The sequence below is a fragment of the Bosea sp. (in: a-proteobacteria) genome (assembly GCA_023910605.1).
GTDB lineage: Bacteria > Pseudomonadota > Alphaproteobacteria > Rhizobiales > Beijerinckiaceae > Allobosea.
Map to the genome: position 1 here is coordinate 2,085,722 of JAAVVV010000001.1, position 16,400 is coordinate 2,102,121.

Annotated in this window: 15 protein-coding genes and 1 pseudogene; 12 read left to right on the top strand and 4 right to left on the bottom strand. The window is 66.9% G+C overall.

Annotated features, from left to right (window positions below; genetic code table 11):
* A complete protein-coding gene (gene dprA, locus HEQ16_10070) occupies positions 1 to 1,233 on the top strand; it encodes a DNA-protecting protein DprA (GenBank protein MCO4054375.1) in 1,233 nt (410 codons plus the stop codon).
* Here dprA and HEQ16_10075 read toward each other — a convergent pair.
* Together HEQ16_10075 and HEQ16_10080 are read right to left on the bottom strand one after the other, a co-directional pair.
* Positions 1,200 to 1,529: a hypothetical protein gene (locus HEQ16_10075; protein MCO4054376.1), complete on the bottom strand. Its 330-nt coding sequence runs from the start codon at positions 1,527 to 1,529 to the stop codon at positions 1,200 to 1,202. The genes dprA and HEQ16_10075 overlap by 34 nt on opposite strands.
* A gap of 98 nt (positions 1,530 to 1,627) precedes the next feature.
* Positions 1,628 to 2,560, bottom strand: coding sequence for an AEC family transporter (locus HEQ16_10080; protein MCO4054377.1), 933 nt, complete (start codon positions 2,558 to 2,560; stop codon positions 1,628 to 1,630).
* Positions 2,561 to 2,752: 192 nt separating this feature from the next.
* On the opposite strand from HEQ16_10080, the pseudogene HEQ16_10085 reads away from it, so the two are divergent.
* Together HEQ16_10085 and HEQ16_10090 are read left to right on the top strand one after the other, a co-directional pair.
* Positions 2,753 to 3,166, top strand: a pseudogene (locus HEQ16_10085) (hypothetical protein).
* 297 nt (positions 3,167 to 3,463) lie between these two features.
* A complete protein-coding gene (locus HEQ16_10090) occupies positions 3,464 to 4,090 on the top strand; it encodes a hypothetical protein (protein MCO4054378.1) in 627 nt (208 codons plus the stop codon).
* 21 nt (positions 4,091 to 4,111) lie between these two features.
* Here the strand turns inward: HEQ16_10090 and ruvX are convergent, their stop codons facing one another.
* The gene (ruvX, locus tag HEQ16_10095; GenBank protein MCO4054379.1) at positions 4,112 to 4,543 is read right to left on the bottom strand and encodes a Holliday junction resolvase RuvX; all 432 of its coding nucleotides are present in this window, start codon (positions 4,541 to 4,543) and stop codon (positions 4,112 to 4,114) included.
* Between the two features lie 175 nt (positions 4,544 to 4,718).
* Between ruvX and HEQ16_10100 the strand changes: the two genes are divergently transcribed.
* From HEQ16_10100 to HEQ16_10115, 4 genes are all read left to right on the top strand, one after another.
* Complete coding sequence (locus HEQ16_10100) at positions 4,719 to 5,417, top strand: metal-dependent hydrolase (GenBank protein ID MCO4054380.1); 699 nt, start codon at positions 4,719 to 4,721, stop codon at positions 5,415 to 5,417.
* Positions 5,418 to 5,497: 80 nt separating this feature from the next.
* A complete protein-coding gene (gene gatC, locus HEQ16_10105) occupies positions 5,498 to 5,785 on the top strand; it encodes an Asp-tRNA(Asn)/Glu-tRNA(Gln) amidotransferase subunit GatC (GenBank protein ID MCO4054381.1) in 288 nt (95 codons plus the stop codon).
* A gap of 80 nt (positions 5,786 to 5,865) precedes the next feature.
* A complete protein-coding gene (gatA, locus tag HEQ16_10110; GenBank protein MCO4054382.1) occupies positions 5,866 to 7,386 on the top strand; it encodes an Asp-tRNA(Asn)/Glu-tRNA(Gln) amidotransferase subunit GatA in 1,521 nt (506 codons plus the stop codon).
* A 2-nt stretch (positions 7,387 to 7,388) separates the two neighbouring features.
* Positions 7,389 to 7,607, top strand: a complete 219-nt coding sequence (locus HEQ16_10115; GenBank protein MCO4054383.1) for a hypothetical protein — start codon at positions 7,389 to 7,391, stop codon at positions 7,605 to 7,607.
* Positions 7,608 to 7,610: 3 nt separating this feature from the next.
* On the opposite strand, the gene HEQ16_10120 is transcribed toward HEQ16_10115, so the two are convergent.
* Positions 7,611 to 8,795, bottom strand: a complete 1,185-nt coding sequence (locus tag HEQ16_10120; protein MCO4054384.1) for a glycosyltransferase family 61 protein — start codon at positions 8,793 to 8,795, stop codon at positions 7,611 to 7,613.
* 117 nt (positions 8,796 to 8,912) lie between these two features.
* On the opposite strand from HEQ16_10120, the gene HEQ16_10125 reads away from it, so the two are divergent.
* From HEQ16_10125 to HEQ16_10145, 5 genes are all read left to right on the top strand, one after another.
* Entirely contained in the window at positions 8,913 to 9,956 is a 1,044-nt protein-coding gene (locus HEQ16_10125; protein ID MCO4054385.1) for a glycosyltransferase family 4 protein, read from the top strand.
* Positions 9,957 to 10,230: 274 nt separating this feature from the next.
* Complete coding sequence (gene gatB / locus HEQ16_10130) at positions 10,231 to 11,712, top strand: Asp-tRNA(Asn)/Glu-tRNA(Gln) amidotransferase subunit GatB (protein ID MCO4054386.1); 1,482 nt, start codon at positions 10,231 to 10,233, stop codon at positions 11,710 to 11,712.
* A gap of 96 nt (positions 11,713 to 11,808) precedes the next feature.
* Entirely contained in the window at positions 11,809 to 12,447 is a 639-nt protein-coding gene (locus HEQ16_10135; protein MCO4054387.1) for a glutathione S-transferase family protein, read from the top strand.
* Positions 12,444 to 12,944, top strand: a complete 501-nt coding sequence (locus HEQ16_10140; GenBank protein ID MCO4054388.1) for a GNAT family N-acetyltransferase — start codon at positions 12,444 to 12,446, stop codon at positions 12,942 to 12,944. The genes HEQ16_10135 and HEQ16_10140 overlap by 4 nt, the downstream gene beginning before the upstream one ends.
* 97 nt (positions 12,945 to 13,041) lie before the next feature.
* Positions 13,042 to 16,398, top strand: a complete 3,357-nt coding sequence (locus tag HEQ16_10145) for a transglutaminase family protein (GenBank protein ID MCO4054389.1) — start codon at positions 13,042 to 13,044, stop codon at positions 16,396 to 16,398.
* The last annotated feature ends 2 nt before the right edge of the window (positions 16,399 to 16,400 follow it).

The window sequence follows — 16,400 nt, forward strand, 5'->3', positions numbered from 1 at the left end:
GTGCAGCTCACGGATCAGCAGCGTTTCGACTGGCTGCGGCTTATCCGGACCGAAGGCGTGGGGCCGCGCAGCTTCCGCACGCTGGTCAATCGCTTCGGCGGCGCGTCAGCGGCGCTCGCAGCCTTGCCCGATCTGGCGCGTGGCGCAGGTCGCCCTGTCGCCTTGCCGCCTGTTGCCGAAATCGAGCGTGAGCTTGAACAGGCCCGCCGTCTCGGTGTGCGCTTCATCGCCATGGGGGAGGCCGCCTATCCGGCGCCTCTGGCGGCGTCGCAGACCGCGCCGCCCATCCTCGCCGTGCGTGGCCGCCTCGACGCCTTGACGCGGCCGATGGTGGCGCTGGTCGGCTCGCGCAACGCCTCGGGCCTCGGGCTGAAGTTCACCGAGACGCTGGCGCGGGAACTGGGCGAAGCCGGCTTCGTGATCGTATCCGGGCTGGCCCGCGGCGTCGACACGGCCGCCCATCGCGCCTCGTTGCGCACCGGCACCGTCGCCGTGCTCGCTGGCGGGCATGGGCAGGTCTATCCGCCGCAGAACGAGCCCCTGCTTGAGGAGTTGCTCGAAGAGGGCGCGGCCGTTTCTGAGCTCCCCTTCACGGTGGAGGCCCGCGCGCGAGATTTCCCCCGGCGCAACCGCATCGTCGCGGCGCTGGCCATGGGCGTGGTTGTGGTCGAGGCGGCGCGCAAATCCGGCTCGCTGATCACCGCGCGGCTGGCGCTTGAAGAAGGGCGCGAGCTGTTCGCGGTTCCAGGCTCGCCGCTGGACCCCCGCGCTGAAGGCACCAACGATCTGCTCGCCCGGCGCGAGGCGCACCTGTGCCGCTCCGCCCGGGACGTGATCGCGGAACTCGAGCCCCAGCTTGGGCGAGGCCCCGCGCAGGGTCAGGCTTCGCTCTTCGAGGCCGCGCATTCGGGCGATGTCGAGGATCTGGATCTTGATGAGCTGGAGTGGCTGATCGGCGCCACCCGCCGCACGTCTGAACCGGCGCAGGCTCATGAGGATGCGGTCGCGGACTCATGGGTTGCTGATCTGCCCGACGGCCCGGAGGCTGCCGATGACGCCTTGATCCTGGATCTGCTGGGCGCCGCGCCGATCGCTGCCGATGATCTGGCCCGCCAGAGCGGGCTCGCGGCGCGTCATGTGCAGGGCTTGCTGGTGGAGCTGGAGATGCGCGAACTGGTCCGGCGTGACGCCTCTGGCGGCTATGTGCGGGCCTCGTCGCCGCGCGGCGCCTGACCGGCGCCATACCCCTCGGCATCAACGCCATGCATGTCGGCGCTGAGCTTCTGCGAGGCTTCGCGTGCTTCCGCCGTCGCCATGTCGAGGAAGTAGGACAGCAGGCTCAGATCAGAGTTTCTCGCCATGGCGCCAAGCTCGGCGCACATCTGGCTGATGTAGGCTGCAACCTCAAGGCGAAGCAGCGCCTTTTCGTCCTGCTCCCGGCCGAATCCTGTCCCCGACGGCGCTTGCCCAAGGAATTCAGTTGTTTCCGAACCGGACTTCGAGATATCCGGACCCATAATGCGTGACATCCAACAAAAACTCCCGGGTCAGCAAGATTCGTAGCTGCAATCTAAGGTTGCACAAATGTTTTGACAAGCCGAATTTCCGTCGCGTCCATGCCAGAGTCTCACCGCAACGTCACGAAGGTGACGAGGATCAGCGGCATCGTCAGCATCGCCAGCACGGTCTGCAGGGTGGCGATCTCGGCCATGAGCGGCGCGTCGCCGCCCATCTGCCGCGCAAGGATATAGGAGGCCGCCGCCGTCGGCACGCTGGCCGCGATCAGCGCGACGCTGAGCGGCGCGCCCGTGAGTCCGAGCGCCAGGCCCGCGCCGTAGACCAGGGCAGGCATCAGCAGGAGCTTGAGCCCGATCGCCAGCCAGTGGCGGAGCCGCGGCCGCGCCAGGCTCCTCAGGTTCAGACCCGCGCCCACGACCAGCAGGCCGGCCGCAAGCGCGGCCTTGCCCATGATGTCCGCGGCGCCGCCGAGCGGGCGCGGGATGTAGGCGCTGAACGGGCTGAGCGCGAGGCCTGCCGCGCAGGACCAGATGAACGGGTTCTTGGCGAGCGTGATTGCTGTCGCCTGCAGATCGAAGCTGTCGCCGCGTGCGAAGCGCGAGAGCACGAGCACGGAGAACACATTGACCATGGGAATCAGCGAGGCGATCACCACTGCCATCAGCGCGATGCCCTCGGCGCCGAACTGCTCCGCCGCGACCGCAAGCGCTATGAAGGTGTTCCAGCGAACAGCCCCCTGGTAAAGCGAGGAGAAGGCAGGGCCGTCCACGCCGGCGTGCGCCAGCGGACGGGCCAGCGCCAGCAGCAGCAAAGTCATCGTCGCGGCGCCGAACACCAGCGAGCCGCCCACGGACAACACCGGCAGCCCATCGAGCTTCGCATAGGCCAGCGTATGGATGACAAGGGCGGGGATGAGGACGTGATAGGTCACGCTTTCAAAGCCGCGCCACGCTGCGTCCTGGATGAAGTTCGTGGCCCGCGCTGCGTAGCCCGCGACAATCACCACGAAGACAGCCGCAAGGCTTGAGATGAGGCTGCTCATGGGTGCCCGCCAAAACGCGCCAACTGGCATGATCGGCCCGGGCCGGCAAGGGAGGCTGCGCATGGCCGCGCTGCAGCCGGCGCATTTTCGTCATAATCGGTTCACGGTGGGTTCAATCACCCGTCGTTAACACCTGTGGCAAAGGGCGATGGTGTCCCTTGTCTCATGGAGGCCATGACCATGGCTGCAATGATGTCGAGTTTCCCTGTCCGCCGGCTTGTCGTGGCTGGTTCCGCTGCCGCTCTGCTGGCGACGATGGCGCCCGTTCAGGCTGCGCCGTGGAGCGGCGCGCTGGTCCATGGCGTGTCGGCTCCTTCGCTCATCGAGAATGTGCGCTGGCGGTCCCGCCGCAATGACGGCGCGCTTGTCGCGGGGGCCATCGGCCTTGGCGTGCTCGGCCTCGCCGCAGCCGCTGCCGCCGCCGCTGGCCAGCAGCGCTATGATGAGGGCTATTACGGCGACCAACAGCGCGATTATGGCTATGCGCCCGCCTACGACCCTTATGGCTACGAGCCGATCTACGCGCCCCGTCCGCGCTATGTCCCGGCGCCCGTCTATGGTTACGGTCCGTATGCCCCTTATGGCTATGCTCCGGCCTATGGCTATGCGCCTGCTCCCGTCTACCAGAGCCGGCGTGAATACTATCGCTCGCCGGCCGATCGTCGGCAGCTTGAATATAGCCGCAGCGGCTTGCCGGGGCGCGATCCTGCCGGCGGTAATTGAGAGGTCGTGATGGCATGCTGACCGGGCTGAAACGCCGGTCAGAGCCGCGGCGCCAAAGCCCGGCTCGCGCGTTAATCCTTATCTAACCATGCGATTGTGATCCGGTGCCGCGTGGCTTACGCTAGATCAACATGAAAGCGGCTCCGCATCTGGCGGGCCGCAGGCTCTGGGAGGGTCGAAATGTCCAGTTCACGTCGTTTCAAGATCACGGGCGTCGCCTGCGCGGCGCTGGTGGGCATCAGCGGGTTCACCGCTCCGGCCCTGTCCGCGCCCTTCGCCAGCGTGGGCGCTTCGCAGGTCAAGGCCGAGCCTGTGATCGAGCAGGTGCAGAACCGCCGCCCCCGTCCTGTAGCCCGGGCCCGCGCCCGCAACAACAATGCTGCTGTCGGCGCGGCCATTCTGGGCATCGGCGTGCTCGGCATCGCGGCTGCGGCCGCTGCCTCGCAGCAGCGCCGCGAGCGCGCGCCGGTCTACTACACCGACCAGTGGGGCAACCCCGTTGATGCGTATGGCCGCCCGGTCTATTCGCGGCAGGTGCAGTCCTACGGCTATTACCAGCAGCCCGGCTACTACCAGCAGCCCGGCTACTACCAGCAGCCGGCCTACGGCGGGGGCTATTACCAGGACCAACGGCAGAGCCGCTGGCAACGTGACCAGATCCGTGCCCAGCAGCGCGAGCAGATCCGCCAGGCTCAGAGGCTCGAGCGCGAGGAGATGCGCCGCCGCGAGCAGTTTCAGTATCGCCAGTACAACCGCGGCGAGTTCCATGGCGGCACGCCGTCGCGCCGGACCGATCCGTTCCGCTGAGGAAAACGCCGGCCTTCAGCGTCAAAGGCGGTCGAGCGCGCCTTGGAGGATGTAGGCCGCCGCCAGCTTGTCCACCACGGCGGCCCGCTTCGCGCGTGATGCGTCCGCTTCAAGCAGCGTTCGCGTAACGGCCAGCGTGGACATCCGCTCATCGACCAGCGCGATGGGCAGGCGCGTGTGCGGCACGAGATTGCGAACGAAGGCGCGGGTCGATTGCGCCCGAGGCCCTTCCGTCCCGTCCATGTTGAGCGGCAGGCCGACGATGAGGCCGCCGACGCCAAGCCGGGCGGCGATGGCGAGCATCGCCTCCACATCCTTGGTGAACTTCACCCGCCTGATCGTCTCGAGCGGCGTAGCGATAGTCAGTTCCACATCCGACAGCGCAAGGCCGATGGTCTTGGCGCCGAGGTCCAGCCCCAGCAGGCGCTGGTGCCGCGTGAGCGTCTCAGCCATGACGTTCAGGTCGATCAGCGGCACGGCAGCCCTTTCTCATCAGCTCGCCAAGGGCCATAGCTGTCCTTGCACGCCTCGACAATGTTCCTTGATCGGCCGGGCCTGGCCCGGTAGCCCTTGGCAGCGTCCCGCGCGACAGTGGGCGCCCCAGGCTCCCCTGACCGAGGACGGACCCATGAAGCTCACCTGGTTCGGCCATTCCGCCTGCCGCATCGACGTCGCCGGCGCCGCCATCCTGATCGATCCGTTCCTGACGTCGAACACGGCTTTCACGGGCGACGCCGTCGCCGCGACGGACGGCGCCACCCATATCCTGATCACCCATGGCCATGGCGACCATATTGGCGATGCGCTCGATATCGCGGCGCGGACGGGCGCGACCGTCGTCACCAATTTCGAGCTTTGCATGTATCTGGCCTCCCAGGGCCTCAAGAGCTTCGTGCCCATGAATGCCGGGGGCACCGCCGACATGGGCGCCTTCAGCGTCTCGATGGTGCGGGCCGAGCATTCGGCAGGGCTTGTCGAGGCCGGCGTTGGCTTCCCGCTGGGCAATGCCAATGGCGTCATCGTCGCGGCCAAGGGCGAGCCCACGCTCTGGCACATGGGCGACACGGACATCTTCTCGGACATGGCGCTCATCGCCGAGCTTCACGCGGTCGATGTCTGCATCTGCCCGATCGGGGACCGCTTCACCATGGGCGGCAAGACTGCGGCCCTCGCGATGAGGCGCTTCGTCAGGCCCCGCATCGCCATTCCTTGCCATTACGCCTCCTTCCCCATGCTCGACCAGACCGCGGATGCCTTCATCGCCGCCATGGCCGGATCGGGCATCACGGTGATGACGCCCGCATCCGGGGAGGCAATCGAACTCTGAGACGGTGCTGGCGGCCCTGTGCGTTGCAGCCCGGCCTGTGGCCGGCTATAGCGCGCTGACAACTCCTCAAGGGTCATCCCATGTCCGTCGACGCCAACACCGTGAAACGGGTCGCCCATCTCGCCCGCATTGCCCTGCCTGACGAGGACGTGCCCAGGATGCAGGCCGAGATCAACGCCATGCTCGGCTTCGTCGAGCAGCTGAACGAGGTCGACGTGGCCGGCGTCGAGCCCATGACTTCGGTGATGCCGATGGTGATGAAGAAGCGGCAGGACGTGATCAATGATGGCGCCATCGCCGATGCTGTGGTGGCCAATGCGCCCCAATCGGAAGACAACTACTTCATGGTGCCCAAGGTGGTCGAGTGAGGCGCTGAGCCTTTCGACCGGCCCGCGTTTCGGCGCAGGCCTTGCACCGCCGCTCCTGAACCTGCCCGGATGATCCAGCAATGACCGACCTCACCAAGCTCACGCTGAGCGAAGCCCGCGATGGACTGCGTGCCCGCGCCTTCAGCGCCACCGAGCTGGCCGCTGCCCATATCGCTGCCGTCGAGCAGGCGCGCGCGCTCAATGCCTATGTCCTGGAGACGCCCGATATCGCGCTGGCGCAGGCCGCCGCCTCGGACCAGAAGCTGGCGCGCGGGGAGGGCGGCCCGCTTGAGGGCCTGCCGCTCGGCATCAAGGATCTTTATTGCACCAGGGATGTGCGAACCACTGCTTGCTCGAAGATCCTCGGCAATTTCGTGCCGCCCTACGAGTCCACCGTCACGGCGCAACTCTGGCGCGATGGCGCGGTGATGCTCGGCAAGCTCAACAATGACGAGTTCGCCATGGGCTCGTCCAATGAGACCTCTGCCTTCGGCAATGTCGTCAACCCGTGGCGCCGGAACGGCTCGCATGTCGGAGCGGGGGCGGCGGGCGCTGCCGAGGAGGCGCATCTCGTGCCGGGCGGCTCCTCGGGCGGGTCCTCCGCTGCCGTTGCGGCCGATCTGTGCCTGGCCGCCACAGCCACAGACACGGGCGGCTCGATCCGCCAGCCTGCGGCCTTCACCGGCACGGTCGGCATCAAGCCCACCTATGGCCGCTGCTCGCGCTGGGGCATTGTCGCCTTCGCCTCCTCGCTCGACCAGGCGGGCCCCATCGGCAAGACGGTGCGCGACTGCGCCGTGATGCTGCGCTCCATGTCGGGGCATGACCCGAAGGATACGACCTCGGTCGACATCGCGGTGCCGGATTACGAGAAGGCCATCGGCCGTTCGGTGAAGGGCATGCGCATCGGCATCCCGAAGGAATACCGCATCGACGGCATGCCCTCCGAAATCGAGAAGCTGTGGGCCGACGGCATCGCCTGGCTGCGGGCCGCGGGCGCCGAGATCGTGGACATCTCCCTGCCGCACACGAAATACGCGCTTCCGGCCTATTACATCGTCGCGCCGGCCGAGGCCTCGTCCAACCTCGCGCGGTATGACGGCGTTCGTTATGGCCTGCGCGAGCCGGGCCGCGACATCGCCGACATGTATGAGAGGACCCGCGCGGCCGGCTTCGGACGCGAGGTCAAGCGCCGCATCATGATCGGGACCTACGTCCTCTCGGCCGGTTATTACGACGCCTATTACCTGCGCGCGCAGAAGGTCCGCACGCTGATCAAGAAGGATTTCGAGGATGTCTTCGCCGCAGGCGTCCACGCCATCCTGACCCCGGCCACCCCGTCCGCCGCCTTCGGCATTGGCGAGAAGGGCAGCGCCGATCCGGTCGAAATGTATCTCAATGACATCTTCACGGTGACGGTGAACATGGCCGGCCTTCCCGGAATCGCCGTTCCCGCTGGCCTCGATGGTCAGGGCCTGCCGTTGGGCTTGCAGCTCATCGGACGCCCCTTCGACGAGGAGACTCTGTTCTCGCTGTCCGAAGTGATCGAGCAGGCAGCCGGTCGCTTCACCGTGCCGCAGCGCTGGTGGACGGGCGCCTGAACATGCTCTTCGCGCGCGCCATGGCGATGGCTTGCCTGACCGTGATGCGCGCCCTTTGCTGGTTCACCGCCGCGCTGCTTGTGCTGCTCACCGTTCTCCAGTTCGTCCGCGGGGACATCGATGCGCGCCCCTATGTGACGATGCTGAGTGCCCTGGCCTTCGCGGGCATCGGCCTCGCCAGCGGCTGGGGTGCGCACCGCTTCGAACAGCGCGCGGAATGACGTTCAATCCTCGATCGCCTCGGCGAGCTTGCCGACATCGACCATGAAAGCCTGATTGAGCCGCTCTGGGCCTCCGAGGAAGCTGCGGTGGCGATGGCCCATCTCAGCGCAAAGATGCAGCATGCTCGTCTTGCGGTGATCGAAGGGAAACATCTCGATGACCTTCGTGCCCGGCGGCGCCATGAGCAGATGGGTCAGGCCAGCGCCATGGACGCCGACGACGTTTTCGGCGTTCATGAACGCGCCGAGCTGCGCAGGGTGGTTGTTCCAGTTGGCTTGCAGCACGGCGAAGCCGCGCGCCCTCATCAGGTCAAGCACCTCTTGCTCATTGATGATCTGGCGCAGCTTGGCGCCCTTGCGCGTGATGTAGAGTCGCCGGGCTTTGCCGTCGAACGGCGAGGGCAGGGGACCGTAAGCCGCTGCGAAGGCGGCGGCCATGTCCCGCATGGCTTCGGGAAAGGAAAAGGCGCGCTCGACATTCCAGCACACATTGTCTGCGATCAGGCAGGACCGGACCTCGGCGACGTCATTGAAACCGAGCGGAACGATTTTCATCCTAACCTTGAGCTGCTTTTGCAGGCCTTCGACAAGCGCATCGACCAGCGCAGGGCGGCTTGCGTATGTGAGCACTTGCAGCTCGGCATCGCCCCAGGCCCGGAGCCGCGCCGCCGCCGCAAGCGGAATCAGAACCTCGACCAGCAGGTGCCAGATGTTCCAGTACGGGTTGAGCACGAAGGCCGGCCCAGCGACAGCAAGCCGCCGGCGTGGAAAGCCTTGCGGCCGCGAATAGAACCAGTTCAGCGCCCCACGCCGGCCTGCGCCGATCTGCATGTTCGTTTCGGGATCAACGGGCGCGAGCCTGTGGCCCGGCACCAGCACATCACCGACCAGCACCATCTGGCGCAACGCGCTCCACGGGTCGCGATCAATGATGTTGTCGCGATGCACATCCCAGTCATGCTGGGCCAGAGCCGCGAGCTGCGGGGCGAAGGCGGGCTGCGCCAGGGCATGGCGCTTGCGTTCATCGAGGATCGTCGCAATCCGCCTGTCTGGGACTGGGCCGATCTCTGGATAGAAGGACAGGAACTGGTGCGCAGCCGGGACAGCATCCGTGAGTGCGCTCAATCCTCGATACGCCAGCGGCTTGAGATCGAGCATGCGCTGCAGGCGGGATTTGCGGCGGGCCATTGCTGTGGCATCTCCGAAGGCACGTGAGCTTGTGGCCCGTCAGCTATTCAATGCGTCATGGATATGTCACTGGCAAAAGGTCAATCCCATAAAGATGCCGCATTCAGCGAGGAGCCATTGTCCAGCGTTGCCATCATCTGCCCGACGCGTGCCCATTTCCACCTCGAATCCGAACAGGAAACCGGCCTTGGCGGGATTGAGGGCGCTAACATCGCGCTGGCGGAGGGCCTCTCCGCGCTGGGCCACGAGGTCACGCTATTCTCGCGCATGACGGGCGAGCGCCGCGTGCGCGGCGTGCTGAACCGCCCGCTGGAAGCCTTTGCACCCACCAGCTTCGATGCCCTGATCAGCTCCAACGATGCCCGCTTCTTTGCCGGTTCAGCGCCCGCCACGCGGCGCTATATGTGGATGCACAATCCTATGGCGCTTGAGAAGGCGTTCCGCCGCGGGCAAATCCTGCCGCTGGCGCGGCACCGCCCGGTGGGCGTCTTCGTGGGCCGTCGCCTGATGCAGCGCACCAGCCGTCTGCTGATGTTCGGCGCGCGGATCGAGATCGGCCTTGGTGTGAATGCATGCTTTCTGGAGACGCCGGTTTCGGCTGCCCGGCGCAACCGCTTCGTCTTCGCCTCGCAGCCCCATCGCGGTTTGCGTCCGCTGCTGGCGGCATGGGCCGAAGCGTTGCCCGGCTTGCCGCCTGATGCCGAGTTCCATGTCTTCGGCAGCAAGGCCGAGGACATCGGTATGGGGCCCGCCATACCCGCGGCCATGCGCGTGATCTTTCATGGCCGGGTGCGCAAACCGGATCTGGCGGGAGCCTATGCCGAAGCGCGCGCGATGCTGGCGCCCGGCGCCGAAGACGAGACGTTCTGCCTCGCCGCCGCCGAAGCGCAGTGCATGGGGCTTCCCGTCCTGACGCTGGGCATCGGCTCGCTGGCCGAACGTGTGGAGCATGGCGAGAACGGCCTGATCTGCGCCAGCCATGCGGCGCTTGTCGCCGCTGGGGCTTCATTGTGCGCGAACACTGCCCTTGCGCGGAAGCTGGAGGCGGGAGCCATGCGCCAGCGCGGCGAGTTGGGCTGGGCTGCCGTGGCCAGACGCTGGCATGATCTCGTCACCGCTGATCCTGATCGCCCTCAAGGCAGGGCGGCCGGGCTGATGTGAGGGCGGTGTTGCTCTCATGGGCCCTGCGGCGCCTGCTGATCTGCAAGTGGTGAGCCATCGCACCGTTCATGCGCGCTCCTGACCCATCGATACTGCCTTCGCCGCTCCCGCTCCGGCGCAATTCGGCGCCGCGGCCAGGGCTTGAACCGGGGGGCGAGAGCCACTAACCAAATGACCGACAGACCAAGCCTGTGCTGCGGCCATGAACCGCCCCGCCGCCTCCGGCTGGGGCTCAATGTCCCCGCGGTTGTCACCGACACGAGAGATGGATGCCATGAACGCTCATGTCCGCAACGCCGAAGCCCGGCAGCTCATCAAGGGCGCGACGGGGGACTGGGAAATCGTCGTGGGGCTGGAGATCCACGCGCAGGTGACCTCGAAGGCCAAGCTGTTCTCCGGTTCATCCACGGCGTTCGGCGCCGAGCCCAACAGCCATGTCAGCCTCGTGGATGCAGCCATGCCGGGCATGCTGCCTGTCATCAACGAGGAATGCGTGCGTCAGGCCGTGCGCACCGGCCTTGGCCTCAATGCGCAGATCAACAACCGCTCTGTCTTCGATCGCAAGAACTATTTCTATCCCGACCTTCCGCAGGGCTACCAGATCAGCCAGTACAAGAGCCCGATCGTGGGCGAGGGCGAGATCGTGGTCGATGTCTCGCCAACCGAGAGCATCACGGTCGGCATCGAGCGCCTTCACCTCGAGCAGGATGCCGGCAAGTCGCTGCATGACCAGCACCCCACCATGAGCTTCGTCGATCTCAACCGCTCGGGCGTGGCGCTGATGGAGATCGTCTCGCGGCCCGATCTGCGCTCGGCCGACGAGGCCAAGGCCTATGTCACGAAGCTGCGCACGATCCTGCGCTATCTCGGCACCTGCGATGGCGACATGGAGAAGGGCAATCTGCGCGCCGACGTGAACGTCTCGGTGCGCAAGCCCGGCGCGCCCTTCGGCACGCGCTGCGAGATCAAGAACGTCAACTCGATCCGCTTCATCGGCCAGGCCGTCGAGGTGGAGGCGCGCCGGCAGATCGGCATTCTTGAGGACGGCGGCTCCATCGACCAGGAAACCCGCCTCTATGATCCGGCCAAAGGCGAGACGCGCTCGATGCGCTCCAAGGAGGAGGCGCACGACTACCGCTATTTTCCCGACCCGGACCTGCTGCCGCTCGAGTTTGACGATGCCTTCGTCGCGGCTTTGAAGGCCGAACTGCCAGAGCTGCCCGACGCCAAGAAGGCGCGTCTGGTCAGCCACTATGGCTTGAGCCCCTATGACGCCGCCGTGCTCGTGGCCGAGCGGGAACAGGCCGATTTCTTCGAGGCCGTGGCCAAGGGTCGCGACGGCAAGGCGGCGGCCAATTGGGTCATCAACGAGCTGTTCGGCCGCCTCAACAAGGAAGGCAAGGACGTGACCGCCTCGCCCATGTCGCCCGACCAGCTCGGCGGCATCATCGACCTGATCGGCGAAGGCGTCATTTCCGGCAAGATCGCCAAGGACCTGTTCGAGATCGTCTGGACGGAAGGCGGCGATCCGCGCCAGATCGTCGAGGCGCGTGGGCTGAAGCAGGTCACCGACACCGGCGCCATCGGGAAGGTGATCGACGAGGTCATCGCGGCCAATCCCGACAAGGTCGAGCAGGCCAAGGCCAAGCCGAGCATGGCCGGCTGGTTCGTCGGGCAGGTGATGAAGGCCTCGGGCGGCAAGGCCAACCCCGCTGCCGTCAACGAGATCCTGGCGAAGAAGCTGGGACTTGGCTGAACACGCCGGCAGGCCATGTCCTGCGCGGCCTTGACGCGCCCGTCGCGGCCCGGTTGAGTTCGGCGCAAGCACCACCACCACCACCGGGGGAAGACCATGGCATCGCGTTACACACTGCACGGCATCTGGCTGTCTGGCCCGGCCTACAAGGTCGGACTGATGCTCAGCCTTGCCGGCGAGCCGTTCGACTATGTCCACGTCAACCTCAGGGCCGGCGAGCACAAGAAGCCCGATTTCACCGCCAGGCAGCGCTATGGCCAGGTGCCCCTGCTGGAAGATGCAAAGACCGGGCTGAAGCTGGCCCAGTCGGCCTCGATCCTGCAATATCTCGCCGAACAGACCGGCAAGTTCGGCGGCAGCTCCGCGCAGGAGGCCATCGCGGCGCGCGAGTGGACATACTGGGAGTTCGACCGCCTCGCCATGCATGTCTACCGCATGCGCGGCCAGCGGCTCGGGTTGCGCTCGCTGTCCCAGCCGATCGTCGAGATGCACTTCGCCGAGGGCAATGTCGCGCTCAAGTTGCTGGATGACCATCTCGCAGGCCGCGAGTGGATAGTGGGCGCGGCGCCCACCATCGCCGACATCGACATCTATGGCGTCGTGTCCTACGCGCCGGCAGGCGGCTACGATCTCGCCGCCTATCCGCATCTCACGGCCTGGGTGAAGCGCTTCGAGGCCCTGCCGGGCTTCAAGCCCAACGACCAGCTCTTGCCCAAGGCAACGCAGGCCACATGAGCGGCATCACGATCCGCCGTGCCGTCCGGTCCGATCTGGAGCCGATCATTCAGATCTACATGGCGGATGAGGCTGGCGGCCACGGCGATGACTGGAACGAGACCAGCCGCCCGGACTATGAGCGCGCCATGGCCGCGATCCTGGCGAGCCCGGTCAACCGGCTCTATGTGGCGGTGGCCGATCCAGAGCGGGTTGAAACCGGCCGCGCGGCAGTCGCGGTTGGCGGCGAGATCATCGGCACCTTCCAGCTCACGCTGACGCCGGGGCTGGTGGGGCGGGGCCGCACGCGGGCCACGATCGAGTCGGTCCATGTCCGGCCCGAGCGGCGTGGGGGCGGCATCGGCGCGGCCATGATTGCCCATGCCATCGCCGAAGCGCGCGCCGCTGGCGCCGGCACGGTGCAGCTCACGTCGAACAAGCTGCGCACCGCCGCGCACCGCTTCTACGAGCGGCTGGGCTTCGCCAGAAGCCATGAGGGATTCAAGCTGAAACTCTGATCGCGCCGCGCCCAAAATACAGGCTCCGCTTGGCTTCCGCTGTCGTTGATGGGGCGCTACGCTTCCTGCCCGACTGCGAAATCAGAAAGTTGCGCCCTTGGCCGTCCTCGCCGCGATCCAGCACGTCACGCACTACGCCTATGACAAGCCGGTCATGCTGGGCCCGCAGATCATCCGCCTGCGCCCCGCGCCGCATTGCCGGACGCGCGTCGAGAGCTATGCGCTGAAGGTTTCCCCGGCCCAGCACTTCGTCAACTGGCAGCAGGACCCGTCCGGCAACTGGATGGCGCGTTTCGTCTTTCCCGAGCCGGTGACGGAGTTCCGCATAGAGGTGGACCTGATCGCGGATCTGGCGGTGGTCAATCCGTTCGACTTCTTCGTGGAAGCGGAAGCCGAAACCTTCCCCTTCGCCTATCCGCCGGACCTCCACGAAGAACTGGCGCCCTACCTGATCGCCGATCCCGCAGGGCCGCGGCTATCCGCTTTCCTGTCCACGATCCCGCGCGAGCCGACCAACACCGTCAATTTCATCGTTGATCTCAATGCCCGTCTCCAGCGCATGATCGCCTATGGCATCCGCATGGAGCCGGGGGTGCAGACACCGGAGGAAACTCTCTCGCTCGCCTCCGGCTCGTGCCGCGATTCCGCCTGGCTGATGGTGCAGATCCTGCGGCACCTGGGCCTCGCCGCACGCTTCGTCTCCGGTTACCTTATCCAGCTCACCGCCGACATCGATCCGATCGAGGGGCCGCGCGGCACCGACAAGGACTTCACCGACCTTCACGCCTGGGCGGAGGTCTACATTCCCGGCGCAGGCTGGATCGGCATGGACCCCACCTCGGGCCTGCTGTGCGGGGAGGGCCACCTGCCGGTGGCCGCCACGCCGCATTACCGCTCGGCCGCACCGGTCAGCGGCAGCGTGCTGGGCGTGGCCAACACCAGCTTCGCTTTCGACATGACGGTGACGCGCGTCCGCGAGGCGCCGCGGATCACGCTGCCCTTCTCCGATGAAGCCTGGCGCAGCCTCGATGCGCTCGGCGCGCGCGTGGACGCCGACCTTGCGGCGCAGGATGTGCGCCTGACCATGGGCGGGGAGCCCACCTTCGTCTCGATCGACGACTATGAGGGCGAGGAGTGGAACACCGCCGCCGTGGGGCCGGGCAAGCGTGGCCGCGCCGACGTGCTGATCCGCAAGCTGCGCGAGCGCTTCGCGCCTGGCGGCTTTCTCCATTACGGGCAGGGCAAGTGGTATCCGGGCGAGACGCTGCCGCGCTGGGCCTTCGGGCTCTACTGGCGCAAGGACGGCAGGCCGATCTGGTCCGACATGAGCCTGATCGCGCCGGAACCGAAGGCGCCGCAGAAGGCCAGCGCCGAATCCGGGCCCGCAAAGGCCATCGCCACCCATGTCGCGCGTCAACTTGGCCTCGATATGGATTACGTGCTGCCTGCCTTCGAGGACCCGGCCCACTGGGTGCTCAAGGAGGGCCAGCTTCCGCCGAACGTCGATCCTCAGAACCCCAGGCTCGCCGACCCCGAGGAGCGCGCCCGCATGGTGCGCGTGTTCGAACGCGGTCTGAACGCGGCCTCCGGCTACGTGTTGCCGGTGCAGCGCTTGCAGGCCGCAGCCTCTGACCGGCGCTGGAAATCGGAGCGCTGGGACCTGCGCCGCGGCAAGCTCTTCCTCGTTCCCGGCGATTCCCCCGTGGGGTATCGCCTGCCTCTGGGCTCTCTGCCATGGGTTGCGCCTTCCGCCTATCCCCATGTCCATCCGCAGGACCCGCTGGAGCCGCGCGCGCCGCTGCCCGTGCCCGATGCCGCCCATGGCGTTGCTGCGGTCGGCGGCATGGGGCCCGAAGCCGGCGCCCCGCTCAGCTTCATCGCCTCCGAAGCCAGCGCCGTCCAGCGGCAGGACCGTGTCGAGCAGGACCTCGAGGCGGCGAGCGTCCGCACGGCGCTGTCGGTCGAGATGCGCGACGGCGTGCCTTGCGTGTTCATGCCCCCCGTCGAGAAGGTCGAGGATTATCTCGATCTGCTCGCGGCGGTCGAGGCAGCCGCCAGGACCACCGGCATGGCGGTCCACATCGAGGGCTATGCGCCGCCCTATGATCCACGCCTTGAGGTCATCAAGGTCACGCCCGACCCCGGCGTGATCGAGGTCAACATCCAGCCCGCGCAAGGCTGGTCCGAAGCGGTGTCGATCACCAGGGGGCTTTATGAGGATGCGCGCCAGTCGCGCCTCGGCTGCGACAAGTTCATGGTCGATGGCCGTCACACCGGCACGGGCGGCGGCAATCATGTGGTCATCGGTGGCGCGACGCCGCCGGACAGCCCGTTCCTGCGTCGGCCAGACCTGCTCAAGAGCCTCGTGCTCTACTGGCAGCGGCATCCGTCGCTGTCCTATCTGTTCTCCGGCATGTTCATCGGCCCGACCAGCCAGGCCCCGCGCGTGGACGAGGGACGGCATGACGGGCTCTACGAGCTTGAGATCGCCATGGCCCATGTCCCGAAGCCAGGCGAGGGGCATGTCGCGCCCTGGATGGTGGACCGTCTGTTCCGCAACCTGCTGATCGACGTCACCGGCAACACCCACCGCTCCGAAATCTGCATCGACAAGCTCTTTTCGCCGGATGGCCCGACAGGCCGGCTCGGCCTCGTCGAGTTCCGCTCCTTCGAGATGCCGCCCGATGCGCGCATGAGCCTTGCCCAGCAACTGCTGGTGCGTGCGCTCGTCGCCTGGTTCTGGCGCGAGCCGCAGGAGGGTTCGCTGGTGCGCTGGGGCACGGCGCTGCATGACCGCTTCATGCTGCCCGAGTTCGTGAAGGCCGATTTCCAAGACGTGCTCGCCGATCTTGGCCGCGCCGGCTACGCCTTCGATCCCGTCTGGTTCCAGGCGCAGCACGAGTTCCGCTTTCCCTTCTATGGCGAGGTCGCGCATGGCGGCGTCACGCTCGAGCTCAGGCAGGCGCTGGAGCCGTGGCATGTCATGGGCGAGACGGGCGCCATCGGCGGCACGGTGCGCTATGTGGACAGCTCCGTGGAACGCCTCCAGGTCAAGGCGAGCGGCCTCGTGCCGGGGCGCCACATCATCACCTGCAATGGCCGGCAGGTCCCGCTTGCGCCTGTGGCTGGCGATGCCCATGCCGGCGGCGTGCGCTTCAAGGCATGGCAGCCTGCGGCCGGGCTCCACCCGATCATTCCGGTGCATGCCCCGCTGACCTTCGACATCGTGGACAGCTGGGCCGGGCGCTCCCTCGGCGGCTGCGTCTATCACGTCGCCCATCCTGGCGGCCGCAACTACGACACGCTGCCGGTCAATGCCTACGAGGCCGAGGCGCGGCGCCTGGCGCGCTTCGAGAGCATCGGCCACACGCCCGGCCCCTTCACGCCGCCGCCTGTGGAGCGTTCCACGGAGTTTCCGTACACCCTTGATCTGCGCCGTCGGATCGGGACCTAATC

Coding starts and splice junctions, on each gene's coding strand:
- HEQ16_10075 (MCO4054376.1), bottom strand. CDS start 1,529: ATGTCACGCATTATGGGTCCGGATATCTCGAAGTCCGGTTCGGAAACA.
- HEQ16_10080 (MCO4054377.1), bottom strand. CDS start 2,560: ATGAGCAGCCTCATCTCAAGCCTTGCGGCTGTCTTCGTGGTGATTGTC.
- HEQ16_10090 (MCO4054378.1), top strand. CDS start 3,464: ATGTCCAGTTCACGTCGTTTCAAGATCACGGGCGTCGCCTGCGCGGCG.
- ruvX (MCO4054379.1), bottom strand. CDS start 4,543: ATGGCTGAGACGCTCACGCGGCACCAGCGCCTGCTGGGGCTGGACCTC.
- HEQ16_10100 (MCO4054380.1), top strand. CDS start 4,719: ATGAAGCTCACCTGGTTCGGCCATTCCGCCTGCCGCATCGACGTCGCC.
- gatC (MCO4054381.1), top strand. CDS start 5,498: ATGTCCGTCGACGCCAACACCGTGAAACGGGTCGCCCATCTCGCCCGC.
- gatA (MCO4054382.1), top strand. CDS start 5,866: ATGACCGACCTCACCAAGCTCACGCTGAGCGAAGCCCGCGATGGACTG.
- HEQ16_10115 (MCO4054383.1), top strand. CDS start 7,389: ATGCTCTTCGCGCGCGCCATGGCGATGGCTTGCCTGACCGTGATGCGC.
- HEQ16_10120 (MCO4054384.1), bottom strand. CDS start 8,795: ATGGCCCGCCGCAAATCCCGCCTGCAGCGCATGCTCGATCTCAAGCCG.
- gatB (MCO4054386.1), top strand. CDS start 10,231: ATGAACGCTCATGTCCGCAACGCCGAAGCCCGGCAGCTCATCAAGGGC.
- HEQ16_10135 (MCO4054387.1), top strand. CDS start 11,809: ATGGCATCGCGTTACACACTGCACGGCATCTGGCTGTCTGGCCCGGCC.
- HEQ16_10140 (MCO4054388.1), top strand. CDS start 12,444: ATGAGCGGCATCACGATCCGCCGTGCCGTCCGGTCCGATCTGGAGCCG.